This window comes from Streptomyces sp. NPDC104831, assembly GCF_055583025.1.
The window spans coordinates 1-25,196 of sequence record NZ_JBVJOT010000073.1 but is presented as its reverse complement, the minus strand read 5'-3'; the positions used below and the strand labels follow the sequence as shown (position 1 = coordinate 25,196).

Genomic DNA, 25,196 nt, shown 5'->3' with positions numbered 1-25,196 from the left:
GCTGGGCACATGGGGAAGAACACGACGTTCGCGGGACGTCGGTGGCGCGGCGGGCTGCTGGCCGCCGCGGTGCTGACCGTCGCCGGATGCAGCGGCGGGGGCACGGTCTCCGGTGAGACGGCGAAGGCACCGGCCGACCCGGCCGACGCCTCGGGCACGATCAAGGTCCTCACCCACCGCACCGACCTCGTCCAGAACGGGACGATGGCCCGGTACGCCGAGGAGTTCAGCAAGGTCTACCCCGGGGTGAAGGTGAAGTTCGAGGCCCTCACCGACTACGAGGGGGAGGTCAAGATCCGGATGAACACCGACGACTACGGTGACGTCCTGATGATCCCGGCCGCCGTGGCCAAGAACGACTACCCGAAGTTCTTCGCCCCGCTGGGCAGCGCCGCCGAACTGGGCGGCACCTACCGGTTCAGCGACAAGACCGAGGTCGGCGGCAAGGTCTACGGGATCGCCCAGTTCGGCACGGCCAACGGCTTCGTCTACAACAAGGCCGTCTGGAAGAAGGCCGGCGTGACCGCCTGGCCGGCCACCCTCAGGGAGTTCCTCGCCGACCTGAAGGCCGTCGAGGCGAAGACGGACGCGCTGCCCTACTACACGAACTTCAAGGACGGCTGGCCGCTGACCGCCTGGAGCAACAGCATCGGGTCCGTCACCTGCGACGCCAAGGCCGGCGACAAGCTCGCCGGTGCCGTCTCGCCCTGGCGCGAGGGCGGTGAGCTGAACGTGATCGACTCCCTGCTCCACGACATCGTCAAGGGCGGTCTGTCGGAGAAGGACCCCAACACCACCAACTGGGAAGCCTCCAAGGGCCTGATCGCGCAGGGCAAGGTCGCGACCATGCAGCTCGGCTCCTGGGCCATCACCCAGATGCGCGACGCGGCGAAGAAGGCCGGTGCCGACCCGGACGACATCGGGTTCATGCCGTTCCCCGTGCGGAAGGACGGCAAGTACTGCGCCGTCCTCGCCTCCGACTACCAGCAGGCCGTCAACGCCCACTCCTCGCACAAGGCGGCGGCGCGGGCCTGGATCGACTGGTTCACCCAGAAGTCGGGCTACTCGGCCAAGGAGGGCGCCGTCCCCACCCTGAAGTCCGCTCCCATGCCCGACACGTTGAAGGACTTTGTTGACAACGATGTCAGCTTCCTGGAGCGCTCCGAGGCGAAGACCGGCGAGGTGAACGCGATCGACAACGCGGCCGAGATCGGCCTGAACAAGCCCGACTACCGCCAGAAGCTGATCGACCTCGCCCGCGGCGCACAGCACGGGAGTCTCGACGACTTCTTCGCGGACCTGGACAAGCGGTGGAACGAGGCGGCGCGGACCGCCGGTTCCTGACCGGTGCCGGACCGGACCGGCCGCCCCCGGCCGGCGCCGGTCCCGGGCCGCCGGTTCCCGACCGGCGCCGGACCCGACCGATTCGACCGGACGCCGCCGCCGGCCCCGTCCGCACCGGACGGGGCCCGCCGCCGCGCCCCATCCCCGCGCAGACGGAAGGCCGAGATGACCGAGACGACCCACACGGCGCCCGCCAAGGTGCCCCGCGCCGCCGCATCGCCCGGCAGGGCGCCCGCCCCGGACGGCGGCCGCCGAGGCGGCCGCGTGCTGCGCCGGCTGACCCCCTGGCTGTTCCTGGCCGTTCCCCTGGCCCTGCTGGTGACGTTCACCTATGTGCCGGTCGGGAACATGATCTACTACAGCTTCACCGACTGGGACGGCGTCAGCCCCGACCGCCACTTCACCGGCGTCGACAACTACGAGCAGATCCTCACCCGGCCCGAGCTGTTCCGGGTGTTCTTCGTCAGCTTCTACTACCTCGCCGCCTCGGCCGTGCAGATCGTGATCGCCCTGTACTTCGCGACCGTGCTCAGCTTCGACCTGCGGTTCCGCAACCTGTTCAAGGGGATCCTGTTCTTCCCCTACCTGATCAACGGCGTGGCCATCGGCTTCGTCTTCCTGTACTTCTTCCAGGACGGCGGCACGCTCGACTCGGTGCTGTCCTGGTTCGGCGCCGGCTCCGACCACGCCTGGCTCGGCGATCCCGAGTCGGCCAACACCTCCCTGGCCGGGGTGTCCGTCTGGCGGTTCACCGGGCTGAACTTCGTGCTGTTCCTCGGCGCCATCCAGTCGATCCCGGCGGAGCTGTACGAGGCCGCCCAGCTCGACGGGGCCTCGCGCTGGCAGCAGTTCCGGCACATCATCGCCCCGAGCATCCGGCCGGTGGTGAGCCTGAGCGTCATCCTGGCGGTCTCCGGCTCGCTGTCGGTGTTCGAGATCCCCTACATCATGACCGGCGGCGCGACCGGCACGACGACGTTCGTCATCCAGACGGTCAAGCTCGCCTTCCAGTTCAACAAGACGGGTCTGGCCTCGGCCGCCGCCGTCGTCCTGCTGCTGATCATCCTGCTGATCACCTGGATCCAGCGCCGCCTCGTGCCCGACGAGAAGGTGGACCTCGTATGACCTCGCCCCTGCCCGCCCGCCGCCGGATCGGCCCCGCGCTGACCTACCTGTCGCTGATCGTCGCCTCGCTGGTCGTGCTGGTGCCGCTCGCCGTCGTCTTCCTGACCTCCCTGAAGACCTCCGAGGAGGTGGCGGACGGCGGTGCGCTGTCGCTGCCGGGCGACTGGCTGAACTTCGGCAACTACGTGACGGCGTTCAACGACGGCAAGATGCTGTCCGCCTTCGTCAACACCACCGTCATCCTGCTGTTCTCCATCACCGGCACGGTGCTCATCGGGTCGATGACCGCGTACGCCATCGACCGCTTCCACTTCCGGGCGAAGAAGCCCGTCATGGCGCTGTTCCTGATCGCCACCCTGGTGCCCGGGGTCACCACCCAGGTGGCGACCTTCCAAGTGGTCAACAGCTTCGGGCTGTTCGACACCATCTGGGCGCCGATCCTGCTGTACATGGGCACCGACATCGTGTCGATCTACATCTTCCTGCAGTTCATCCGCGGCATCCCGGTGTCGCTGGACGAGGCCGCGCGGCTGGACGGGGCCAACTCCCTCACCATCTACTGGAAGATCATCCTTCCCCTGCTGAAGCCGGCGATCGCCACGGTCGTCATCATCAAGGGGATCACCGTGTACAACGACTTCTACATCCCCTTCCTCTACATGCCGTCCGAGGACCTCGGCACCATCTCCACCGCGCTGTTCCGCTTCAAGGGCCCGTTCGGCGCGCACTGGGAGAACATCTCGGCCGGAACGATCCTCGTGATCGTGCCGACCCTCGTCGTCTTCCTCTTCCTCCAGCGCTACATCTACAACGGCTTCGCCCAGGGCGCGACGAAGTGACCCGTGGGGCCCCGCCGGTCGACGGCCGGCAGGGCCGGCGCGGTGCCCGTGCCGGCGCGGCGGACGTGGGCCGCTCCCCCGGGGTCCGCCGCCGCGTCGGTCCGGGCGAGGCCGGAGCGGGCCGACGGCCCGCCCGTCGTCATCCGGAGCCGCACGGCGGTCTCCGGCCCATACCCCCTCGAAGCGGCGCGAGTGCGCCCGCGGCCACGGCCCGCCCGCCACGTCGAAGGCGCCGTGCGCCACCGCGCGCCCCGGCTCCCGGTCCGGTGTCCTGTCCGCGGTGCCTGCCCGCGCGGGGTCTGCCGGACCCCGGCCGGTCGTCCCTCACCCCGCGCCGAGCTCCACCGTCGTCGTGACCCGGGTGAGCGACGGCCGCCTCGGCACCGAGCCGAATCCGAAGCGGACGGGGGGTTCGACCGGTGCCAGGACACCGAGGTCGGTGCCGGCGAAGGACGCGGTGAGCGCGCGCACCGGGCGCAGGTCCCGTGCGCCGTACCACTCGCGGCGGCCCGGCCGGGCGCTGCCCCGGGTGCGCACGCCGGACAGCAGCAGGCGGGCCGGCCGGTCGGTGAGCGCGCTCCACGCCGGACGGCGGGCGAGCGCGCCGGGCACGGCCCGCAGCAGCAGGCCCAGCGGCCGTCGCCGCCCGGTGGTGAAGCACAGCCGGAGCGGGCCCGCGCCGACGGTCCAGGTGCCGCCCGACACGCCGACCCGCACCGGTGCGACGCGGACGGTGTCGAAGACGTAGGTGGCCTCGACGAAGGCCGCCGTCTCCGGCGTCGGCGCCAGCAGCAGCCGTTCGCCGTCCGGGTGCTCCAGCATCACGTCGCTGAACGCGCCGAACGGCGACCGCTGCCAGTGGCCGAGCACGACACGGGTGCCGGAGGCGGTGCCCAGGCCCGCGATCCAGCCCTCGAAGCGCAGTCTCCGCGCGCCCGGCGGGCGGACGCGGCTCATCCGCGGGCTCCCGCGGCGCCGGTCCGCCCGGTCTCGGCGCGTCGGCGGGCAGGGCGGCGAGGCTCCCCTCCGCACATGGCGGACTCCCTCCGAGAAGTGGTCGACGGGCTCGCCGGCGGGGGCCGGCAGGCCCGCCCCGGCGGTCAGGGTCTCCTCCGGTTCCCCGATGGCGGCGCGAGCCGGCGGCCGGGGTTCGTGTGCCACGGGTGTCTCCCACGGCAGGCCGCGCCGGCGGGGGTACGCCCGCCGGCGCGAGGCCGGCCGGACGTCCCGCTCGGTGGGCCGCTCGACCGGGTCGCCGGGGCGGACGGCCGGCCGGTAGGAGCCGTGGCCGGACCGCCTGCGGCCGGTGTAGCGGACGGCCTCCCCGCTCCGGGTGACCTGGAGGGCGCCGCGGTGGTACGGCTCTGCGGCGCGACGGCGGCGCCTGGGTGGGGTTCACCCCTTTCGTGATGGCGGACGTCCGCCCGGCCGGCGTGCCGGCCAAGCCGCCCGGGCCGCCCACGTTCCCGGAGACCGGCCTGAGGACCGTACTCGTCCACGACCAGCCGCACCCGCTGCTCCGCCTCGTACGCTGCCACGCCGCTCGGGTCCCCTCACCAGCGTGGCGGAAACGGCGGGGGCGGGCGCGCCGGTCCGGGGCCGCGCGAACAGCCCAGGGACTCGCACGAAGGGAGGAAGCCCACGGCCGTCCGGGCGTGGGCGGTGGCCGGGGCGGCCGTCCGGCTGAAGCATGAGTCCGGCGCCCTGACGCTCGGCCGCGGCGCGGCGACGGGGGCGCCCCACCGCCCCCGAACCGTCACAGGAGTGGCCTCCATGACCTTCGATCCCCTGGAGCAGCGGGGCATCCCGCTGGACCGTCAGGTGCGCAACTGGCGCGAGCTGAACGTGCAGCCGATCGACCCCGACCGCTGTGACCCGTACACCCGATGTCGCGTCATCACGATGAACGGCATCGAGGTGGAGGCGATCCTCTTCAGCCATCAGCTCGCCCGCAACACGGCCGACCCGGAGGTGAAGCGGCAGCTGGCCCGCACCCGCTACATCGAGGCGCAGCAGCAGAAGGTGGTCAACTGGCTGCTGCCCGGTGTCTCCTCGGTGCTGGAGACGACCATCGCCTACGAGCAGGTCGCGGTGGACCTGACGGCGTGGGTGGCGCGGATGGAGCCGGACCCGTACCTGAAGCAGGCGTACGAGTTCGGGGTCCTGGAGGACTTCGACCACCTGTACCGGTACGCGAACCTGTACGAGATGATCGAGCACCGCAAGGCGGAGTCGATCGTCGACAACCTGACCGAGGTCATGCCGGGCCGGCCCACCAAGTTCCATCACCGCGACCCGTACGACAACGTCCGCGACCCCTACGACAAGGCGGTCGCGAGCCCGCTGTCGAAGCTGCACGCGCTGACGATCATGTCGACGGAGCAGCAGACCATGAACTTCTACATGAACACCGGCCCCACCTACATGGAGCCGATCGCGCGGCAGCTGTACCAGGAGATCGGGCTGATCGAGGAGGAGCACGTCACCCACTACGAGTCCCTGGTGGACCCGGGCGAGACCTGGTGGGAGCAGCTGGTCAACCACGAGTACAACGAGTGCTACCTCTACTACTCTTTCATGGAGCAGGAGAGCGACCCGAGGGTCAGGGCGATCTGGGAGCTGCACCTGAACATGGAGCTGGAGCACCTGCACACGGCCTGCGACATGATGCGCCGCTACGACGGCCGGGAGCCGCAGGAGGTCCTCGCGCCGGAGCTGCCGAACGTGCTGACGTTCGAACCGAACAAGCAGTACCTGCGGAACCTGCTGGACACCCAGATGGACCTGACGACGCTCGGCGCGGGCTACGTGCGCGAGGCGCACGAGCGCTTCGAGAAGATGCAGGAGCGGATCCACGGCGGCGAGGAGCCGCCGAACGAGCGGGTGATGGCGGAGCACGACGCGATGTTCGGCCGCGAGTACCGCGTCCAGTCCGAGGGCGAGCACCCAGACCCCCGTATGCGCGAGAAGTGAGGGAGCCGACATGTCCGAGCTGCACACTCCGCAGGCCGGTGACGACGGGGCCGAGGACACGGACGTGGTGGCGCTGCTGATGCGCCAGCACGGTGACATCCGCAACCTCTTCGACGAGGTGGAGGCCGCGACCGGGGACGAGCGGCGCGACGCGTTCCGGCGGCTGGTGCGGCTGCTGGCCGTGCACGAGACCGCCGAGGAGGAGGTCGTCCACCCCTTCGTGCGGCACGGGGTGCCCGGCGGCGAGCAGGTCGTCGAGGACCGGCTCGCGGAGGAACGGGCCGCCAAGGAGGAGCTGGCCGCGCTGGACGGGATGGACACCGACGCCCCGGAGTTCCTGCCGCGGCTGATGCGGCTGCGCACGGACGTCCAGGAGCACGCGCGGGCCGAGGAACGCTACGAGTTCACGCACATCCGGCGCAGCACCGACGTCACCAACCTCGCCGCCATGGCCAAGGCCGTCAAGGCAGCCGAGGCCATGGCGCCCACGCATCCGCACCCCGGTGTGGAGTCCGCGGCGAAGAACCTGGCGCTCGGGCCGGTGGCCGCGCTGATGGACCGCACGAAGGACATGGTGCGCAGGACCATGGGCAAGGACGGCTGACCGCCGCCCCCTCGGGCGCGCGAGCCGGGGCCGGTCCCGTCGGGGGCCGGCCCCGGCCGTCGTTCCCGGCCGTCGTTCCCGGGCGCCGTTGCTGCGTCCGGGGCCCGCCGATCGGGTGAAGCGCAGGGGGACGGCGGTGCGGGAAACCGGGAGTGCGCGGTGCCGGGCCCCTTTTCCCGCGGGCACGGCGGTCTTCGTTGAGTGGCAGGGTGCGGTCCGGCTCGCCAGACTGAGAACGGCGGTTCGTGATCGCAAAAGATCCGGACGGCACAGGCGATCCATACGTCCCTCAGGAGATCGAATGGTGGAGCAGTCCTCCGAGGTCCCTATATCCGGGCCGGACGAAGCCGCCGTCCCCCTGAGCGACGATGTCCCGGCCAGGGCGGAGACCGAAAGGAAACTCGCGGCGGCACTGGCCGAACTCGTGGAGGTCGACCACGTTCCGGCCGACAGCCACTTCTTCACCGATCTGGGTGCCAATTCCCTCGTCATGGCCCAGTTCTGCGCCCGATTGCGGAAAATACCGGACCTGCCCTCCCCCTCCATACGGGACATCTACCGGCACCCCACGATCCGCGGCCTGGCCGAGGCGCTGGCACCGGCCTCCCCCGACGGCGACACCCCGGCGGACCCCGCCCCCGTACCGGCGGCGGCACCGGCGCCGGCTCCGGCGGCCCGGGTGAATCCGCTGCACCACCACGCGTGCGGCGCGTTCCAGCTGCTGGCGTTCCTGGTCTACTCGCTCTTCTACGGATACATAGCCGCCGGCGGATTCGAGTGGATCTCCGAGGGTTCCGGCCCGGGCGGTGTCTATCTGCGTTCGCTGCTGTTCGGAAGCGTCGCCTTCTTCACGCTGTGCGCCTTTCCCGTCCTCGGGAAATGGGTGCTCGTCGGCCGGTGGAAACCAGGCGAGTTTCCCCTCTGGGGACTGGCGTATGTGCGTTTCTGGCTCGTGAAGGTGCTGCTGCACGCCAATCCGATGGTGCTCCTCGTCGGCACCCCGCTGTATGTGCTGTATTTGCGGGCGCTCGGCGCGCGGATCGGAAAAGGCGTCACGATCCTCTCCCGCTCGGTCCCGGTCTGCACCGACCTGCTGACGATCGGCGCGGGGACGGTGATCCGCAAGGAGTCCTTCTTCCTGGGCTACCGGGCCTCGGCCGGCCGCATCCAGACCGGCCGGGTCACGCTCGGCCGGAACGCGTTCGTCGGCGAGAAGACCGTCCTGGACATCGACACCTCGCTGGGTGACGACGCCCAGCTCGGGCACTCCTCCGCACTGCACCGCGGCCAGGCGGTCCCGGACGGCGAGCGCTGGCACGGCTCCCCGGCCGAGCCCACCGAGGTGGACCACGTGCGGGTCCCGCCCGCCCGGTGCGGCACCCTGCGCCGGGCCTGGTACGGCACCCTCACGCTGCTGCAACTGCTGTTCGTCTACATCCCCATCGCGCTCGGCGGGGTGTACATGGTGTTCACCGGGATACCGGCGATCGGCAAGCGGCTCGATCCGCAGACGGCGTCGCTGAGCCGGCCGGAGCTGATACCCGACGCGCTGGCGGTCTCGCTCACCGTGTTCTTCGGCTTCGTCGGCGCGGGGATCGTCGCGCTGTACACGGTGCCGCGGCTGCTGCGCCTGCTGGTCCGGCCCGACCGGGTCTATCCGCTGTACGGACTGCAGTACACGCTGCACCGCGCGGCGGCCCGCCTCACCAACATCAAGTTCTTCACCTGGCTGTTCGGCGACAGCTCGTACATCGTGTACTACCTCCGCCGGCTCGGCTACGACCTGTCACGGGTCGAGCAGACCGGGTCCAACTTCGGCACCGAGGTGCAGCACGAGACGCCGTTCCTGGTCACCGTCGGCACCGGGACGATGGTGGCCGACGGACTGTCGCTGGCGAACGCCGAGTACTCCAGCACCTCCTTCCGGCTGACCCGGGTGGCGATCGGGCCGCGTAACTTCCTGGGCAACAACATCGCCTATCCGGCGGGCGGACGGACCGGGGAGAACTGCCTGCTGGCGACCAAGGTGCTGGTGCCGCTCGACGGCGAGACGCGCACGAACGTCGGACTGCTCGGCTCGCCGTGCTTCGAGATACCCCGCTCGGTGGAGCGCGACGCCCGGTTCGACCACCTGCGCACGGGCGACGAGCTGCGCCGCCACCTGCGGGCGAAGAACCGCTACAACCTGCTGTCGATGGCGTGGATGCTGTTCGCGCGCTGGCTGCACGTGTTCCTGCTGACGCTGTTCGCTCTGGTCTCCGTGGAGTTCTACGGCGTGGTCGGCCATGTGGTGATCGCCCTGTACCTGGCGCTGACGCTGCTGCTGTCCACCGCGTACTACGTCCTGCTGGAGCGCTGCGCGACCCGGTTCCGTCCGCTGCGTCCCCAGCTGTGCTCCATCTACGACCGGAACTTCTGGCTGCACGAGCGCCTGTGGAAGGTTCCGGTGCAGTACCTGAACATCTACAACGGCACCCCGTTCAAGGCCCTGGTGTGGCGGCTGCTGGGCGTGCGGATGGGCAAGCGGGTGTTCGACGACGGCTGCTTCATCACCGAACGGACCCTCGCCTCGATCGGCGACGAGTGCACCCTCAACGTCGGCAGCAAGATCCAGTGCCACTCGCAGGAGGACGGCACCTTCAAGTCCGACGGCGTCACGGTCGGCGCCCGCTGCACGCTGGGCGTCGCCGCCCACGTGCACTACGGCGTGACCATGGGCGACGGCGCGGTGCTGGCCCCCGACTCCTTCCTGATGAAGGGCGAGGAAGTCCCCCCGGGCGCGCGGTGGGGCGGCAACCCGGCCGTGGACATGCCCGAGGCCGGCGGCGGGCCCCCCGTGCCCGTCCGGGCCCCGAAGACGACCGGCGCCGCCACGGCCGCCACCAGCTGAGGAAGGTCACCATGGAAACGCGCGTGGAAGCCGGCCGGGAGTACTGGAGCCGGGTGCTGACCGCCGGCGGCGCGACCACCGTGCCGCGCTGGGCCCCGGAGCCGGCCCCGGGGTGGCGGGAGCAGGAGACGGCGGTCCCGGAGGACGTGACGGCCGCGGTGCGCGCCCTGGTGCGGCGCTCGGGCCTCCCGCTCAGCGCGGTGCTGCTGGCGGCGCACGCCAAGGTGCTGGCCGCGCTGTCCGGCGAGCCGGAGGTGGTGACCGGGTACACCGCCGGGGTGCGCGGCGAGCCGCTGCCGTGCCGGCTGACCGTCCCGCCGGGGTCCTGGCGGGCCCTGGTGTCGGCCGCCGAGCGCGCCGAGGCGGAGGTGCTCGCCCACCGCGAGTTCCCGGTGGCCGGGCTGCGCCGCGAACTGGGCCTGACCGAGCCGCCGTACGAGGTGGTGTTCGGGCCCCTGGGCGCCGACGGGAGCCCCCGCGGCGCGGCCGGCGGGACGCACGCCGACGAGGGTGTGCTGCACCTGCGCTGGTACGACCGGGGCGGACGCCTGGTCCTGCGGCTGCGGCACCGCGCCGACGTGCTGGACTCCGCTGCCGCCGCCCGCGTCGGCGGCTACCACCTGAGGGCCGTCGCGCTGCTGGCGGCCGCCCCGGACGCCGAGCACGGGCAGCAGAGCCTGCTGTCGGCCGAGGAGGTGCGCGAACAGCTGGAGGGGCTGGCGGGGCCCCACCGCGAGCTGCCGGACGCCCGCGCGCACGAGGTGTTCGAGCGGCGGGCACGGGCGCATCCGGACCGGGTGGCCGCCGTGCACGGCGGGCGCGCGTGGACGTACGGAGAGCTGAACGCTCGCGCCAACCGGCTGGCGCACGCGCTGCTGGCGCGCGGAGTGGGCCCGGAGGACGTGGTCGCCGTCGTCACCGAGCGCGATCTCGACTGGCTGGCGGCGACGCTGGCGGTGTTCAAGGCGGGCGGCGTCTACCTGCCCGTCGAACCGCACTTCCCGGCCGGGCGGATCGCGGCCATGCTGACCCGCGCGGACTGCCGGCTGGTGCTCACCGAGTCCGGCGGTACGCGGAACCTGGACGAGGCGCTGGCCGCCGTGCCGGGGGCCGGGAAGCTGCCGGTGGAGACCGCGTACGGGGAAGGGCACCCCGAGACCGACCCCGGACTCGCGATCGAGCCCGGCCGGCTGGCGTACATCTACTTCACCTCCGGCTCCACGGGGGAGCCGAAGGGGGCGATGTGCGAGCACGCGGGCCTGCTCAACCACCTGTACGCCAAGATCGACGACCTGGGGATCGGCGAGGACTCGGTGGTGGCGCAGACCGCCCCGCAGTGCTTCGACATCTCGCTGTGGCAGTTGCTGTCCGCGCTCATGACCGGCGGGCGGACGCTGCTGGTCGGCCAGGACGTGATCGTGGACGTGGAGCGGTTCGTGGACACGCTGGCGCGCGGCCGGGTCGCCGTGGCCCAGGTGGTGCCCTCCTACCTGGAGGTGGTGTGCGCGTACCTGGAGCAGCATCCGCGCGCGCTGCCGGACCTGCGGTGCGTGTCGGTGACCGGGGAGGCGCTGAAGCGGGAGCTGGCGCAGCGCTGGTTCGCGCTCCAGCCGGGGATCCGGCTGCTGAACGCCTACGGGCTGACCGAGACCTCGGACGACACCAACCACGAGGTGCTGGACGGCGTGCCGGAGCGGGTGCTGCTGGGCCGCGCGGTCCACAACGTCCGCGTGTACGTCGTCGACGAGCACCTGGCACTGGTGCCGCTGGGCGCCCCGGGGCTGATCGCGTTCTCCGGCGTCTGTGTGGGCCGGGGGTACGTGAACGATCCCGAGCGGACCCGGGAGGCGTACCGGACGGACCCGTACCGCCCCGGTGAGCGGCTCTACCTGGGCGGCGACCGGGGCCGCTGGCACCCCGGCGGCAAGCTGGAGTTCCTCGGCCGCCGGGACAACCAGGTGAAGATCCGCGGCTTCCGCATCGAGATCGGCGAGATCGAGAACACCCTGCTGCGGGTGGACGGGGTGCGCGACGGCGCGGTGGTCGTCGCGGAGCGGGGCGGCGGCAACAAGCACCTGATCGCCTTCCACACCGGGCGGCGGCTTACGGACGGGACGCTGCGCGAGGCGGTCGCGGCGGCGCTGCCCGCCTACATGGTCCCCTCGGCCTTCCACTGGCGGGAGAGCCTTCCGCTGACCGCCAACGGCAAGATCGACCGCAAGGCGCTGACCGCGCTGGCGGAGCGGACCGGGCCGGCCGCGCCGCCGGACGGCGCCGCCGGGGACGCGCGGGCACTCGGCCCCGCCGAGCGGCGGCTGGCGGCGGTGTGGGCGGAGCTGCTCGGCGTGCCCGAGGAACGGATCGGCCGTACGGACCACTTCTTCGACTCCGGGGGCACCTCCCTGACGGCCGTGAAGCTCAGCGTCGCGCTGGACCGGGCGGTCTCCCTGAAGGACATCACCCGGCACCCGGTCCTCGCCGACCTGGCCGCCCTCCTCGACGGCGCCGCCCGGTCGCGCCCGGAGCTGCTGCAACCGCTGTCGGAGGCGGGCGACCCCCAGGACGGCGCGCTGGTGTGCTTCCCGTACGCGGGCGGCAACGCGGTCAACTACCGCCCGATGGCGGCGGCACTGGCCGGCGGCCCGGCGGTGCTCGCCGTCGACCTGCCCGGGCACGACCTGGCGGACGGGCGGGAGCCGTTCGCGTCGATCGCCGAGGTGGCCGAGCGCGTCACCGCCGAGATCACCGCGCGCGGCCTGACCCGGGTCATGCTCTGGGGGCACTCCTCGGGCGCCGCCCCCGCCCTGGAGACGGCCCGCCGGCTCCAGGAGCGGGGCGTGCGGGTGACCCGGGTGTTCCTCGGCGCGCAACTGCTCGGCACCGCGGCCGAGCGCGGCGCCGCCGTCGCCGAGCTGACCCGCGGCAGTGACGCGGAGATCGCGGCGCGGCTGGCCGCGGACAGCGGCTATCCCGAACTCGCCGAACTCGACGAGCGGCACGCCGAGCGCATCGGCGCCGCCTACCGGCACGACTGCGTGTCCGCGCACCGCTACCTGCTGGCGGCCCTCGCCTCCCCGCCGCCGGTCCGGCTGTCCGCGCCGGTGACGGTGGTCGTGGCCGCCGACGACCCGCACACGGCCGGCTACGCCGAACGCCACCGGGACTGGCGGCTGCTGGCCGACCACGTCGAGCTGCACGAGCTGCCCGACGGTGGCCACTACTTCCCGCGCACGCGCCCGGCCGGGACGGCGCGGGCCGTCCTGACCGCGGCCGTGCCCCTGGCCTCCACCTGAGGGCCCGTCCCCATCCGACGGGCGACCGGAAAGGAAACCGAGATGCCGTCCTCATCCCTGGCAGCACCGCTCGACGTGGAGCTGCGGCCGGACAGACCGGCGATGCTGCGCGTCGCCGCGCCGGACGACGCGGCGCGCTGGGCCGCCGAGCACCGCGAGGCGTTGCGCGCGCGGGTCACCGAGCACGGGGCGCTGCTCGTGCGCGGCCTCGGCCTGACGGACCCCGAGCAGGCCGGTGCCGTCCTCACCCGGCTGGCGGGCGAGCCGATGGCGGAGACGGAGGCGTTCGCGCCGCGCGAGGCCGTCGGCTCCGGGCTGTACTCCTCCACGCCGTGGCCGGCCAACCAGCCGATGTGCATGCACCACGAGCTGAGCTACCGGCTGCGGGTGCCCGGCCTGATGCTCTTCGCGTGCCTGACCCCGCCCGAGACGGGCGGGGCGACCGCGGTGGCCGACGCCGAGGAGGTCCTCGAGGCACTGCCCGCCGATCTGACGCGGCGGTTCGAGCAGGAGGGCTGGCTGCTGACCCGCAGCTACAACGACGAGATCGGGGCGTCCCTGGAGGAGTGCTTCGGCACCGCCGACCGCGCCGCGATCGAGGACTACTGCCGGGCGAACGCCATCGAGGCCACCTGGCTCGGCGACGGCTCGCTGCGTACCCGGCAGCGCCGCGCCGCCGTCGTCCGGCACCCGCTGACGGGCCGCCGCTGCTGGTTCAACCAGATCGCGTTCCTCAACGAGTGGACCCTCGCCCCGGAGGTGCGCGAGTACCTGGTGGACGAGTACGGCCCGGACGGCCTGCCGTTCAACACGTGCTACGGCGACGGCGGCCCGATCGGCGCGGACGTCGTGGAGCGCCTGAACGCCACGTACGAGGCGCACACCCGGCGCGAGCCCTGGCAGGCCGGCGACGTGCTGCTGGTGGACAACATCCGCACCGCGCACAGCAGGGAGCCGTTCACCGGAGAGCGGCGGGTCCTGGTCGGCATGGCCGAGCCGCGGCGCGTGGCCGACGGCTCCTTCACCCCGGAGGCGAGCGGACGATGACCGATGTGCTGCCCCACACGGCCCGGGCCGCCGACTCCGGCCCGCCGTCCGTGCCGACCTTCGCGGTGATCCCCGGCGAGCAGGTGAAGAAGGCCCTGGAAGGGGCCGAGCGACAGGTCGTGGAGCTGGTGGAGGCCACCTACCGGCTGCACGGCGCGGGCGAGTCGGTGAACCCGCCGTCGTACTTCCTGCGCTTCCCGGACCGTCCCACGTCCCGGATCATCGCGCTGCCCGCGTCCATCGGCGGTTCCGTCCACGTGGACGGGCTGAAGTGGATCTCCAGCTTCCCGGAGAACGTCGAGGCCGGGCTGCCCCGGGCGTCGGCGGTGCTCATCCTCAACGACCCCTCCACCGGCTACCCGTTCGCCTGCCTGGAGAGCTCCATCATCAGCGCGACCCGGACCGCCGCGTCCGCCGCGCTGGCCGCCGACCGGCTCAGCCGCGAGCGGCCCCGGCCCACCCGGGTCGGGTTCTGCGGCACCGGCCTGATCGCCCGGTACATCCACACCTTCCTGGCCCGCACCGGCTGGACCTTCGAGGCGATCGGCGTGCACGACCTGTCCGCCGCCAGCACCGAGGGTTTCTGCGGCTACCTGCGGCAGAGCGGGGCGACCGAGCCGGTCACCGTCCACGACAGCGCGGAGGGCCTGATCCGCTCCAGCGACCTGGTGGTCTTCGCCACCGTCGCCGGCCGGCCGCACGTCACGACCCCGGCCTGGTTCGACCACAACCCGCTGGTCCTGCACATCTCGCTGCGCGACCTCGCCCCCGAGGTCCTGCTCGCCTCGGCCAACTTCGTGGACGACGTGGAGCACTGCCTGAAGGCGGACACCTCCCCGCACCTGGCCGAGCAGCGCACCGGCAACCGCGACTTCCTCAACGGCACCCTCGACGACGTGATGCTGGGCCGGGCCGCGCCGCCGCAGGACCAGCCGGTGATCTTCTCCCCCTTCGGTCTCGGCGTCCTCGACCTGGCCGTCGGCAAGTTCGTCTACGACCAGGTCGCCCGGGCGGGCGCGCTCCGCCTCGTCGACGACTTCTTCCACGACCTGCGCCGGTACGGCTGAGGCCGTTTCCCGCAGCCCTGGCAACAGGAGGCCTGCCGTGCCCGTGATCACCGCTCCCCACGCGTTCAACGAAGGGAGCCTCTTCGTCGATCTGGAGTCGATATTCGGATACCGCCTCTACCTCAAGTGCGAGGGCTTCAATTTCGCCGGCTCCATCAAGCTCAAGGCGGCGAACGAGATGGTGGAGAGCGCCGAGCGGGAGGGGAAGCTGACGCCGGACTCCGTCCTCGTCGAGTCCTCCTCCGGCAACCTGGGCGTCGCCCTCAGCATGATCGCGGCGAGCAAGGGCTACCGGTTCCTGTGCGTGACGGACCCCCGGTGCAATCTGTCGACCAAGCTGCTGATGGAGGCCCTCGGCAGTCATGTGCACGTGGTGACCGACCTGGACGAGAACGGCGGCTTCCTGGGCACCCGGCTGGAGTACGTCCGTTCGCTGTGCGCGTCCGACGACCGCTACGTGTGGCTGAGCCAGTACACCAACGCGGGCAACTGGCGGGCGCACTACCGCACCACCGCGCCGGAGATCGCCGGCCACTTCCCGGGCCTCGACGTGCTGTTCGTCGGGACGGGCACCGCCGGGACCCTGATGGGCTGCGCGCGCTACTTCCGCGAGTGGCACCGGCCGGTGCGGATCGTCGCCGTGGACAGCATGGGGTCGGTGGCCTTCGGCGGCCCGCCCGGCCGCCGGATGATCCCCGGCCTGGGCATGAGCATGCGCCCGCCGCTGCTGGACGAGTCCTACGTGGACGAGGTGATCCGGGTGGAGGAGGCGGACACCATCCGCACCTGCCACCGGCTGGCGCGGCGGGGCTTCCTGTTCGGCGGCTCCACGGGGACGGTGGTCAGCGCGGCGACGCAGTGGCTGGCCCGGCGGGACGCCCGGGAGCTGACCGCGGTGGCCATCGCCCCCGACCTGGGCGAGCGCTATCTGGACACCGTGTACCAGACCAACTGGCTCCAGGACCTGTACGGCGACCAGCTGCTGGACTCGGCCGGGCTGGAGACCCCGGCCTGGGACGAGGACCCGGCGCCCCGCGCACCGGGCCGGCGCCGCAGGCCCTAGGACGGGCCGTCCGGGAGGCGCCGGGGCCGCGGGGCCGGGTCCGGCCCCGGCCCCGCGGGCGTCCGGATCAGGTCTCGGCGAGCGCGTCCGCCCGGGTCCGCCAGGGGATCCGGAAGGCGGTCGCCGTGACGATCAGGGCGGAGACCGCCACCGTCGCCATGCCCACGGTGAGGTTCGCGGCGCTCGCCACGAAGCCGATCAGGGCCGGGCCGCCCAGCAGCCCGGTGGTGCCCATCGCGGCGACCAGGGCGAGGGCGTCCGAGCCGTGTTCGGCCGCCGCCACGTACACGCACGGGGTGACGGCGGCGGCCCCGAGGCCGACGCAGGCGAAGCCGAGCAGGGTGGGGACCACTCCCCCGGCGAGCAGGGCGAGGGCGAGTCCGACGGCGGCCACCGCGCTGCCGGTGCGCACCACGCGCCCGTCGCCCCAGCGGGTGCGCCAGCGGTCCGCGCACACCCGGGCCAGCAGCATCATCACGGAGACGACCGCGATGCCGAGCGGCGCGACGCTCGCCGACGCCTCGACGACGTCCTTCATGTAGAGCGTCGACCAGTCGTTCATCGCGCCCTCGGTGATCGTGCCGAACGCCATGGCACAGCCCATGAGCAGGGTCGTACCGGAGGGCAGCCCGCGCCGGGCGCGCCGCTTCGGCCCCTCCTCGGCGGCGGGGGCCGGTTCCTCGTGCGCGAGCAGGCCCGGCCGGGCGCCGCCGAGCAGGAGCAGCAGCAGCGCGCCCGCGACGGCGAAGTGGGCCGCGACGGACCCGGTCAGCGCGGTGGCACCGGAGGCCAGCAGCGCGGCGGCGAGCAGGCCGGCGCTGAAGGTGGCGTGCAGCTGGGACATGGCGGTGCGGTCGTACGCCTTCTCCAGCGCGGCGCCCTGCGCGTTCATGGCGACGTTCAGACAGCCGACCGCGACCCCGTCGGCGGCCACGGCGAGCAGCGCCAGCGGGTAGTTCGGCACGGCGGACAGGGCCGCGAGTACGGCGATCAGGGCGGCGGCGGACACCAGGGACAGCCACCGCGAGCCGAGCCGCCGCATCAGCACCGCGACCAGCGGGAAGGAGACCGCCGCGCCCGCCCCGCAGGCCATCAGCAGCAGCCCCACCTCGCCGGCGCCGAGGTCCAGCCGGGACTTCAGCGCGGGCAGCCGGGCGATCCAGGTGCCGTACTGGAAGCCGAGGAAGCAGAACAGCGCGGCGATGGACCACTTGGCGCGCGCGAAGGACGTCCCGGGCATCACACCGCCTCCCGGTGCGGCCGGGCCGCGGCGGTCACCGGCGCCGACATGTAGACCGCGCCCCGGCCGTACTCCGGCGGGACCGGGGCCGACGGGTGGGCGCGGTAGCCCTGCGCCCGCCAGAACGGCTCCTTGTCGCCGACGGCGACCAGCGAGAGGGTGGTGAAACCGCGTTCGCCGGCCGTCCGGGTCAGGTGGCGGACCAGCCGGGTGCCGAGACCCCGGCGGCGCAGCGGGGCGCTGACGACGATGTCGTGCAGGTGCAGGTTGGCGGTGTCGTGGGCGGCCTGTTCCGGGCTGCCCAGCGCGGGGCAGCGGAAGCGGGGGTAGGGCAGGGCGAGGACATAGCCGGCCGGCACCCCGTCGTGTTCGAGGACGAAGCAGGTGCCGACCGAGGCGCGGGCCCGTGAACGCAGCAGTTCCTCGCCCTCGGCGAGGGAGAGGTCCGCGTACGCCTCGCTCTCCAGGGCGGCCAGCCGGGGCCAGTCGGCCTCGGTGATGCCCCGTATGAGGTCGTTCATGTCAGTGGGAGTCCTTCCGGGCCGCGTACGCACACGCACGGCAGCGGGCGGATGCCGTTGAAGCCCTGGGTCGTGTAGCTGGGGGCGTAGGCGCCGGCGGAGCGGATCCACACCGGGTCGCCGGAGGCGAGGGCCCGGGGGACGGGCACCGGGTGCCGGCCGCCGCCGTAGGCGTCGTCGCTGTCGCAGGTGGGGCCCGCGACGACGGCGGGCACGTGGTCCTCGGTCTCCCGCCCCGGGAAGACCAGCGGGTGGGTCACCTGGTCCATCTCGTACAGGCCGTTGAACTTGCCCGCGCTCAGGTACAGCCAGCGGGTGGTCGAGCCGTCCGGGCCGGTCCGCTCGGTCAGCCGTACCACGTGCGCCCGGACCGTCCCGTGGTCGGCGACCAGGTGCCGGCCCGGCTCCAGGAGGAACCGGAGCGGGGCGGCGGCCAGGCCGGTCAGGCGTTCCATGCCCTCGCGGAGCACGGCGAACATCTTGTCCAGCGGCGGGTCGAGCGGGATGCCGCGCCGGTCCAGGTAACCGAGCGCGGGCAGGCCGCCGCCGAGGTTGACGTGGTCCGGTACGATCCCCCGCCCGGCCAGCTCGGCCAGTGTCGCGGCGAGGGTGTCCAGGGCCTGCTGCCACGCCTCGCCGGTCATCTGCTGGGAGCCGACGTGCACGGACAGCCCGGCCGGGACGAGGCCGGCCGCGCGGGCGGCGGTCATGATCCGGACGGCGTCGTCGGGACCGCAGCCGAACTTGCGGTTCAGGCCCCACAGGGCGCCCTGGCCGCTGGTGGCCAGCCGGCAGAACACCCGGGCGCCGGGGGCGTGTGCGGCGATCGCCGCGACGTCTTCGAGGCTGTCGGTGGCGAACGTGCGGACACCCAGGCGGTGGGCCTCGGCGATGTCGTGGTCGGACTTGATGGTGTTGCCGTAGTGGACGCGGTCGGCGGGGGCGCCGGTACGCAGTGCCTGCCTGATCTCGGCGGGGCTCGCCGCGTCGAAGCCGGCGCCGCGGTCCGCCAGGCAGCGCAGGACGCCGTCCACGGGGCATGCCTTGAGGGCGAAGCGGATGTCCACTCCCGGCAACTCGCGCAATAGAGCGTCGTATTGGCGCTCGATCCCGGTGAGGTCGTAGACGATCCGGTCGGTCTCCCGTGGCTGGTCGCGACGGTTCGGGACGCTCATGCGCGGGCCGCCTCGATCAGCGCCGGCCATGCCTCGGTCAGGAGGGCGAAGTCCTCCATGTCCCGTGCCGCCCGGTCCAGCAGCTCCTCCCGCTCCACGGCGAGCCGGTCGGCGAACGCGGCGTATCTGCCGCCCAGCTTGCGGTAGGCCGTGTCCACGCGGTCCAGACGCCAGACGTTCTCGGCGCGGTCCAGGGCCGTGCTCTCGCGCAGGAGGCGCACGATCCGTTCGGGGCGGACCCGGTGACCGGAGTCCAGGAGGCCGGCGGGGCCTTCGGCGGCCATGCGGTCGTAGACGTGGTGGAAGTAGAGCATCGACAGCAGGAACTTCACGAACCGCCGCTGGTAGGCGGGGAAGCCGGTGTCGGTGCGGCGTTCGGGGGTGTGGAAGTTCTCGATGTGGCGGTTGTGCAGGATGCCGGGCAGGCCCGCGTCGTGGACGAGGTGCAGGAGGAAGTAGTCGCTGCCGATGGTGTCGGTGGCCGGCGGCAGCGGGACCCGCTCGTACACCGCCCGGTCGAAGGCGATGTTGCACATGTCCACGCGCATCGGGTCGACCACGGTGAGGGTCGAGTGGTCGCCGGTGAAGGGGTCGGTGCCCGCGCCGGTGAAGGACTCCTCGACCAGCGCGCGCCGGCGGTCCTCGGGCCAGTCGCCGGGCGCCCAGAGGCCGACCACGTCGTGGTAGACGCCTTCGTCCAGCCGCCGTATCTCGGCGATGTCCACGGAGAGTTCGCCGATGAAGGACGCCCCGGCCAGCGACACCGGGCGGTGGGCCAGGGCCGGGTCGAGGTCGGTGCGGGTGACGGATGCCGCGGCCTCGGCGGCGGGCCGGCCGAGCCAGGGCAGCTCGTGGTGGACGGGGAACACCGGCTGCCCGGCGTGGCTCTGGTAGGTGCTGTCGGAGTCCCTGCGGTGCACGGAGTGGCAGCCCAGCGAGGCGGCCAGCAGGAAGGCGCGGTTGGTGCAGGCGCCGTAGGAGACGGCGGGCGGCAGCATGAGGTCGAGCAGCCGGTCCGGCTCGGGCAGGCCGGAGCTCAGGATGATGCCGCGCAGCGAGGCGCGCTGGCGTTCCTCGTCGAGGTGGTGGACGGTCACGCCCGGCTCCGGGGGCAGGGCCGCGACGGTGCCGGCGTGGGCGGCCCGGGTGCGGTCGTCGGCGGAGTCCAGGATCAGCAGCCGGACCTCCACGCCGAAGTTCCGCACCGCGTGGACGGCTTCGGCGTGCAGGGCGGTGATGGTGGCGGAGCAGGCGCGGTTGGTGGGCAGGGCGAGGCAGACGCGGTTCACCGGTCCCCTTCCGCGGCGGCCCAGGAGTCGAGCCCCAGCAGCCTGCGCCCCAGGTCGTTCAGTTCGGCGGGGCCGTAGCGGAGGGCTTCCGGCCGGCGGGCGTCGCCGAGCAGGGTGGCGTTCCAGTCGGGGGTGTCCAGGGTGCGCCAGGAGTGCACACGGGCCTCGCGCAGGGCGGTGTGCCCCTCCAGCGCGGGCATCATCGACAGGTACTGGACGGCCCGGACAGCGTTGTCGGAGAGGTTGGGCGCCACGCCGTGGGCGAGCATGCCGTTGAAGATCAGCAGGTCGCCGGGCTGGAGGTCGGGGCGGACCACCGGGAACTCGGCGCGGTCGATCGCGGGCCGGACCGGGTCGCGGCCGGGCGGCTGGGCCAGGCGCCACTCCTCGAAGCGGCGGAAGAGTTCCGGCGCGCACTGGAAGCCGCCGAGGTCGGGCCGGGTGTCGGTGAGCGCGATGATGCCCTGGACGCGCTGGGGCAGCACGGCGCGGGTGGAGTCGACGTCCCAGTGCAGCTCGATGTCGAAGCCCTCGTCGGTGGGTTCGATCAGGGAGCGGGAACGGGTGCGTATGTTGGGCGGGTTGAGGTTGAGCCGGTCCAGGGTGACCCACAGCTCGGGGCTGTCCCACACGTCCACGAAGGCGTCGTAGACCCGCCGGTTCTGCCGGCTGTCCCAGATCAGCTGGTGGTGGTACGCCTCGACGAAGCCGTAGATGTACAGGTGCCGGTCGAGTTCGGAGCGGAACTCGGGTTCCTCGTACCAGGTGTCGGGGCGGTCGGGGTCGAGGCCCTGGAACTCCCAGGCGAAGTCGAGCAGGGCCTTGGCCTCGCCGGGCGTGATGGCCTCGCGGACGACGACGTAGCCGTAGGTCTGCCAGAAGGCGAAGTCCTCCTCGGACAGCACGCGCAGCGGCTCGGTCTTCTCGATGTCGCGCAGCGGGGTCGGGGCGAGGTAGGTCTCGCCGTCGGCGCTGAAGTAGGGGCGGCCGGTCGCCGCTCGGTGGAGGTAGGGGGCGGGCTCGGGCATGCGTTCACACTCCGGGGTGATCGGGACGACTACACCTGCGGGTCGGACGTGAGACATGTGCCGGTGGCAAGCGCCAGGGCGCGAAAGGGCCACCGGAGCGCGGAAGGAGCACGGAGGACGGCCGCCCGCCGGGGTGGCGGGCGGCCGGGGTGGGGGAGGTCAGCCGGCGAGGACGGCCTCGGCGGCGGCCGCGCCGCAGACGCGGGCGGCGCCGTAGGTGGCGATGTGCGGGGTGCCGCGCGGCGGGGCCTGCGGCAGGCCCATCTCGACCACGACGGTGTCGGGCCGGGCGGCGAGCAGGGTGTCGAGCGCGGAGCGCATCCACGCGTGCCGGTGCTCGTCGCGGACCACGGCGACGATCCGGCGCCCGCCGGCCGCGGCGAGGGCGGCGGCTCCCGCGCCGTCGCCGCCGAAGGTGCCGGAGGTGCTGCCGGGCAGCAGCCGCTCCAGTTCGTCGGCGACGCCCCAGGGGGTCTCGTCGCCGACGGCGATGTTCGGGGCCGGGTTGAACCGGGCGACGTACACCGGAGCGGTGACCGGTGCGGCGGCGCCGGCGCGGGTCACGGTCAGCGCGCGGCGGGCCGCGGCCAGGCCGACCTCCGGGTCGGGGACGGTCCTCAGGGCGTCGTCGCGGTGCGCGGCGGTCCAGGCGGCCAGGTCGCGCACCCGGGCGGCGGCGTCGGCGAGCCGTTCCTCGGGCAGTTCGCCGGAGCGTACGGCGGTGACGAGCGCGTCGCGCATGCCGAGCACGGTGGCCTCGTCGCACAGTCCGCCGCCCACGCAGATGGCGTCGGCGCCGGCCGCGATCGCGAGGACCACGCCCCGGTTCAGGCCGTAGGTGCCGGAGATGGCGCGCATCTCGATGCCGTCGGTGACGATCAGGCCCCGGTAGCCGAGTTCGCCGCGCAGCATGTCGGTGAGGATGCGCGGGGACAGGGTGCCGGGGCGGTCCGGGTCGAGGGCCGGCACCAGGATGTGGGCGCTCATGATCGCCCGGGTGCCGGCGGCGATGGCCGCGCGGAACGGGGGCAGTTCGCGCTCGTAGAAGGTGTCGGCGTCCACGTCGATGCGCGGGATGGCGTGGTGGGAGTCGACGTTGGTGTCGCCGTGCCCGGGGAAGTGCTTGGTGCAGGCGGCGACGCCGGTGGACTGCAGGCCCTCCACCCAGGCGGCGGTGTGCCGGGCGACCAGGTCGGGGCTCGCGCCGAAGGAGCGGACGCCGATGACGGGGTTGTCCGGGTCGGCGTTGACGTCGGCGGAGGGCGCCCAGTCGAAGGTGACGCCGCAGGCGGCCAGGCGGCGGCCCAGTTCGCGGGCGACGGCCCGGGTGAGGCCGGGGTCGTCGACGGCGCCGAGGGCGTGGTTGCCGGGGAAGGCGGAGCCGGTGCGCACGTCGAGGCGGGTGACGTCGCCGCTCTCCTCGTCGATGGCGACCAGCAGGTCCTCGCGTGCGGCGCGCAGTTGCGCGGTGAGCGCGGTGACCTGCTCCTCGCTGACGACGTTGCGGCCGAACAGGGCGACGGAGGCCAGGCCCTCGTCGATGCGGCGGCGCACCCAGTCGGGGGCGGTGGTGCCGTCGAAGCCGGGCTGGAGCACCGCGAGGGCGTTGCGGGTGAGGGTGTCGGTGCCGGGGGCGATGGTGGTCATCGGGGCGTCATCCCTTCACGGCGCCGTCGGTCAGACCGCTGACGGCCTTGCGTTGCAGGAAGATGAAGAGGATCAGGATGGGCAGCGCGAAGAGGGACGACGCGGCCATGGTGGCGCCCCAGTCGTCGCCGAAGGCGGTCTGGAACTGCGACAGCCACAGCGGCAGGGTCTGCTTCTCGGCGGACTTGTTGAGGATCAGGACGAGCGGGAACTCGTTCCAGGCGGTGATGAAGCCGAACAGCGAGGTCGCCATCAGGCCGGGCGCGAGCAGCGGGAAGATCACCTTGCGGAAGGCCTGCACGCGGGTGCAGCCGTCGACCATCGCCGACTCCTCCAGCTCCTTGGGCACGGCGGCGATGTAGCCGCGCAGCGTCAGGATGGTCAGCGGCAGCACCATCATCGTGTAGAAGGCGGTGAGCGGGACCAGGCTGTCGAGCATGTCGTTGTCGCGGACGGTCATGTAGATGGCGATGATGAGGACCTCCCAGGGGGCCATCTGCGCCAGCATGAACGTCACGATGAGACCGCGCCGGCCCTTGAACCGCATCCGGGTCAGGGCGAAGGCGGCGAACAGGGCGATGACGAGGGAGAACGCGACCGACAGGAGCGTGACGGTGACGGAGTTGAGGACCAGCGTCCAGAAGTGGTCCGCGTCGACGGCCGTCTTGAAGTGCTCCAGGGTGGCGTCGGTGGGGAACCACACCGGGTCGTCGGAGATGATGTCGCCGGTCGGTTTGAAGGCCGTGGCGAACATCCAGTACACGGGGAACACGAAGCCGACGAAGAGGACGACGGCGGTCGCGTTGGGCCAGATACGGCCGAAGAGCGAGCGCTTCACAGCTCGTCCTCCTCTTGCTTGAGCACCATGCGCAGGTAGTACGAGGTGATGGCGAGCAGCACCAGGATGGTCAGGAAGGAGATCGCCGCGCCGACTCCGAAGTGCTGGTTGCCGACGCCCTCCACATAGGCGTAGATCGGCAGGGTCTCGGTGAGGTGGTCCGGGCCGCCCTCGTTCATCGCGAAGATCTGCGGGAACGCCTTGAAGATCCAGATGACTTCGAGGAACGTCGTGGCGTACAGGAAGGGCCGCAGGAAGGGCAGGGTCACCGAGGTGAAGCCCTTCCAGGCGCCGGCGCCGTCCAGGGAGGCGGCCTCGTACAGCTCCCGGGGGATCGTGGTGGTGGCGGCGTAGAGGTTGATCGCCACGAAGGGGATGGACTGCCACACGAGCAGCAGCGTGACCACGGCGAAGGTGGAGAACTGCGTCTGGAGCCAGTTGTGGTCGGCCATGGAGTGCCAGCCGAGCTTGTCCAGCACCCAGTTGACGACGCCGAAGCGCTGGGCGAACAGCCACTTGTAGACGGTGGTGGCCGCGATGATCGGCATGGCCCAGGCGAGCACGAGGCCGATCAGGAGCAGCAGCCGCATCCGCTTGCCGAGCCGGGCCAGCAGCAGCCCGGTCAGGGTGCCAAGCAACATGATCAATGCGACGTTGACGGCGGTGAAGACGACGGAGCGCTCGACGACGCGCCAGAAATCCCCGGCGGACAGCACCTCCTGGTAGTTGTCGACGCCGTTCCACTCGGTGAGGTGCTGGATGAGCTGCCGCGGGTTCAGGTTCTGGAACGACAGCAAGCCGTTCTTCAGCAGCGGCCAGCCGAGCAGCACCAGGGTGGCCAGCAGCGCGGGCAGCAGGAGCAGGTAGGGGGCGGCGGCGCGGCGCCGGGACGGGGCCCCGAGGGTGCGGTCGTCACCTCGTGGCGAGGCCGGCACCCGGGCCTTGCGGACAGCGGGCTCCCCGGCCGTGTCCGTGCCTTCGGTCTGCACTGACATGAGTTGCCATCTCTTCCGTGGCCGTACGAAACACCAGGGCCGTACCCGTGGCACGGCACAGGTGTGGGCCGGGGGGGGGGGGGGGGGGGGGGGGGGGGGGGGGCGGGGGGGGGGGGGGGGGGGTGGGGGGAGGGGGGTGGGGGGGGGGGGGGGGCGGCGGGGGGGGGGGGGGGGGGGGCCGGGGGGGGGGGGGGGGGGGGGGCGGCGGGGTGGGTGGT

General features: G+C 72.6%; 20 protein-coding genes and 1 pseudogene. 11 read left to right on the top strand and 10 right to left on the bottom strand.

Annotation, left to right across the window (positions count from 1 at the left end; translation table 11 throughout):
• Positions 1-9: 9 nt before the first annotated feature.
• The 3 genes from ACZ63H_RS33980 (at position 10) to ACZ63H_RS33970 (ending at position 3,308) form a co-directional block, all read left to right on the top strand.
• Positions 10-1,344, top strand: a complete 1,335-nt coding sequence (locus tag ACZ63H_RS33980) for an ABC transporter substrate-binding protein (protein WP_469871769.1) — start codon at positions 10-12, stop codon at positions 1,342-1,344.
• A 165-nt stretch (positions 1,345-1,509) separates the two neighbouring features.
• Positions 1,510-2,469 (top strand): carbohydrate ABC transporter permease, encoded by a 960-nt coding sequence (locus ACZ63H_RS33975; RefSeq protein ID WP_469871767.1) that lies wholly within the window; start codon positions 1,510-1,512, stop codon positions 2,467-2,469.
• Positions 2,466-3,308 (top strand): carbohydrate ABC transporter permease, encoded by an 843-nt coding sequence (locus ACZ63H_RS33970; RefSeq protein ID WP_469871765.1) that lies wholly within the window; start codon positions 2,466-2,468, stop codon positions 3,306-3,308. Before ACZ63H_RS33975 ends, ACZ63H_RS33970 begins: the two co-directional genes overlap by 4 nt.
• A gap of 324 nt (positions 3,309-3,632) precedes the next feature.
• On the opposite strand, the gene ACZ63H_RS33965 is transcribed toward ACZ63H_RS33970, so the two are convergent.
• Both ACZ63H_RS33965 and ACZ63H_RS33960 read right to left on the bottom strand, forming a co-directional pair.
• A complete protein-coding gene (locus ACZ63H_RS33965; RefSeq protein ID WP_469871763.1) occupies positions 3,633-4,265 on the bottom strand; it encodes a hypothetical protein in 633 nt (210 codons plus the stop codon).
• A 141-nt stretch (positions 4,266-4,406) separates the two neighbouring features.
• Positions 4,407-4,628, bottom strand: a pseudogene (locus ACZ63H_RS33960) (DUF2071 domain-containing protein); the annotation flags it as partial.
• Between the two features lie 89 nt (positions 4,629-4,717).
• Between ACZ63H_RS33960 and ACZ63H_RS33955 the strand changes: the two are divergent.
• From ACZ63H_RS33955 to sbnA, 8 genes are all read left to right on the top strand, one after another.
• Positions 4,718-5,002 carry a hypothetical protein gene (locus ACZ63H_RS33955; protein WP_469871761.1) on the top strand — a complete coding sequence of 95 codons (285 nt, stop codon included), beginning with the start codon at positions 4,718-4,720 and terminating at the stop codon, positions 5,000-5,002.
• 79 nt (positions 5,003-5,081) lie between these two features.
• Entirely contained in the window at positions 5,082-6,281 is a 1,200-nt protein-coding gene (locus ACZ63H_RS33950; protein WP_469871759.1) for a hypothetical protein, read from the top strand.
• Positions 6,282-6,291: 10 nt separating this feature from the next.
• On the top strand, positions 6,292-6,885 hold the full coding sequence (locus ACZ63H_RS33945; RefSeq protein ID WP_469871757.1) for a hemerythrin domain-containing protein: 594 nt from the start codon (positions 6,292-6,294) through the stop codon (positions 6,883-6,885).
• A 301-nt stretch (positions 6,886-7,186) separates the two neighbouring features.
• Positions 7,187-9,775: a Pls/PosA family non-ribosomal peptide synthetase gene (locus tag ACZ63H_RS33940; protein WP_469871755.1), complete on the top strand. Its 2,589-nt coding sequence runs from the start codon at positions 7,187-7,189 to the stop codon at positions 9,773-9,775.
• Between the two features lie 11 nt (positions 9,776-9,786).
• A complete protein-coding gene (locus tag ACZ63H_RS33935) occupies positions 9,787-13,068 on the top strand; it encodes a non-ribosomal peptide synthetase (RefSeq protein WP_469871753.1) in 3,282 nt (1,093 codons plus the stop codon).
• 42 nt (positions 13,069-13,110) lie between these two features.
• Complete coding sequence (locus ACZ63H_RS33930; RefSeq protein ID WP_469871751.1) at positions 13,111-14,115, top strand: TauD/TfdA family dioxygenase; 1,005 nt, start codon at positions 13,111-13,113, stop codon at positions 14,113-14,115.
• Complete coding sequence (gene sbnB, locus ACZ63H_RS33925) at positions 14,112-15,182, top strand: 2,3-diaminopropionate biosynthesis protein SbnB (RefSeq protein WP_469871749.1); 1,071 nt, start codon at positions 14,112-14,114, stop codon at positions 15,180-15,182. Before ACZ63H_RS33930 ends, sbnB begins: the two co-directional genes overlap by 4 nt.
• Before the next feature lie 37 nt (positions 15,183-15,219).
• Positions 15,220-16,245, top strand: a complete 1,026-nt coding sequence (sbnA, locus tag ACZ63H_RS33920; protein ID WP_469871747.1) for a 2,3-diaminopropionate biosynthesis protein SbnA — start codon at positions 15,220-15,222, stop codon at positions 16,243-16,245.
• Positions 16,246-16,312: 67 nt separating this feature from the next.
• Here the strand turns inward: sbnA and ACZ63H_RS33915 are convergent, their stop codons facing one another.
• The 8 genes from ACZ63H_RS33915 to ACZ63H_RS33880 form a co-directional block, all read right to left on the bottom strand.
• Entirely contained in the window at positions 16,313-17,485 is a 1,173-nt protein-coding gene (locus ACZ63H_RS33915) for an MFS transporter (protein ID WP_469871745.1), read from the bottom strand.
• A complete protein-coding gene (locus ACZ63H_RS33910; RefSeq protein ID WP_469871743.1) occupies positions 17,485-18,006 on the bottom strand; it encodes a GNAT family N-acetyltransferase in 522 nt (173 codons plus the stop codon). Before ACZ63H_RS33910 ends, ACZ63H_RS33915 begins: the two co-directional genes overlap by 1 nt.
• Entirely contained in the window at positions 18,003-19,181 is a 1,179-nt protein-coding gene (locus ACZ63H_RS33905) for a type III PLP-dependent enzyme (protein ID WP_469871741.1), read from the bottom strand. Before ACZ63H_RS33905 ends, ACZ63H_RS33910 begins: the two co-directional genes overlap by 4 nt.
• Positions 19,178-20,470, bottom strand: coding sequence for a DUF6271 family protein (locus tag ACZ63H_RS33900; RefSeq protein WP_469871739.1), 1,293 nt, complete (start codon positions 20,468-20,470; stop codon positions 19,178-19,180). Before ACZ63H_RS33900 ends, ACZ63H_RS33905 begins: the two co-directional genes overlap by 4 nt.
• Positions 20,467-21,498: a phytanoyl-CoA dioxygenase family protein gene (locus ACZ63H_RS33895; protein ID WP_469871737.1), complete on the bottom strand. Its 1,032-nt coding sequence runs from the start codon at positions 21,496-21,498 to the stop codon at positions 20,467-20,469. Before ACZ63H_RS33895 ends, ACZ63H_RS33900 begins: the two co-directional genes overlap by 4 nt.
• Before the next feature lie 159 nt (positions 21,499-21,657).
• The gene (locus ACZ63H_RS33890) at positions 21,658-23,145 is read right to left on the bottom strand and encodes a glycoside hydrolase family 3 protein (protein WP_469871735.1); all 1,488 of its coding nucleotides are present in this window, start codon (positions 23,143-23,145) and stop codon (positions 21,658-21,660) included.
• Between the two features lie 7 nt (positions 23,146-23,152).
• Positions 23,153-23,983, bottom strand: a complete 831-nt coding sequence (locus tag ACZ63H_RS33885) for a carbohydrate ABC transporter permease (protein ID WP_469871733.1) — start codon at positions 23,981-23,983, stop codon at positions 23,153-23,155.
• Positions 23,980-24,978, bottom strand: coding sequence for a carbohydrate ABC transporter permease (locus ACZ63H_RS33880; protein ID WP_469871731.1), 999 nt, complete (start codon positions 24,976-24,978; stop codon positions 23,980-23,982). The genes ACZ63H_RS33885 and ACZ63H_RS33880 overlap by 4 nt, the downstream gene beginning before the upstream one ends.
• Positions 24,979-25,196 lie beyond the last annotated feature (218 nt).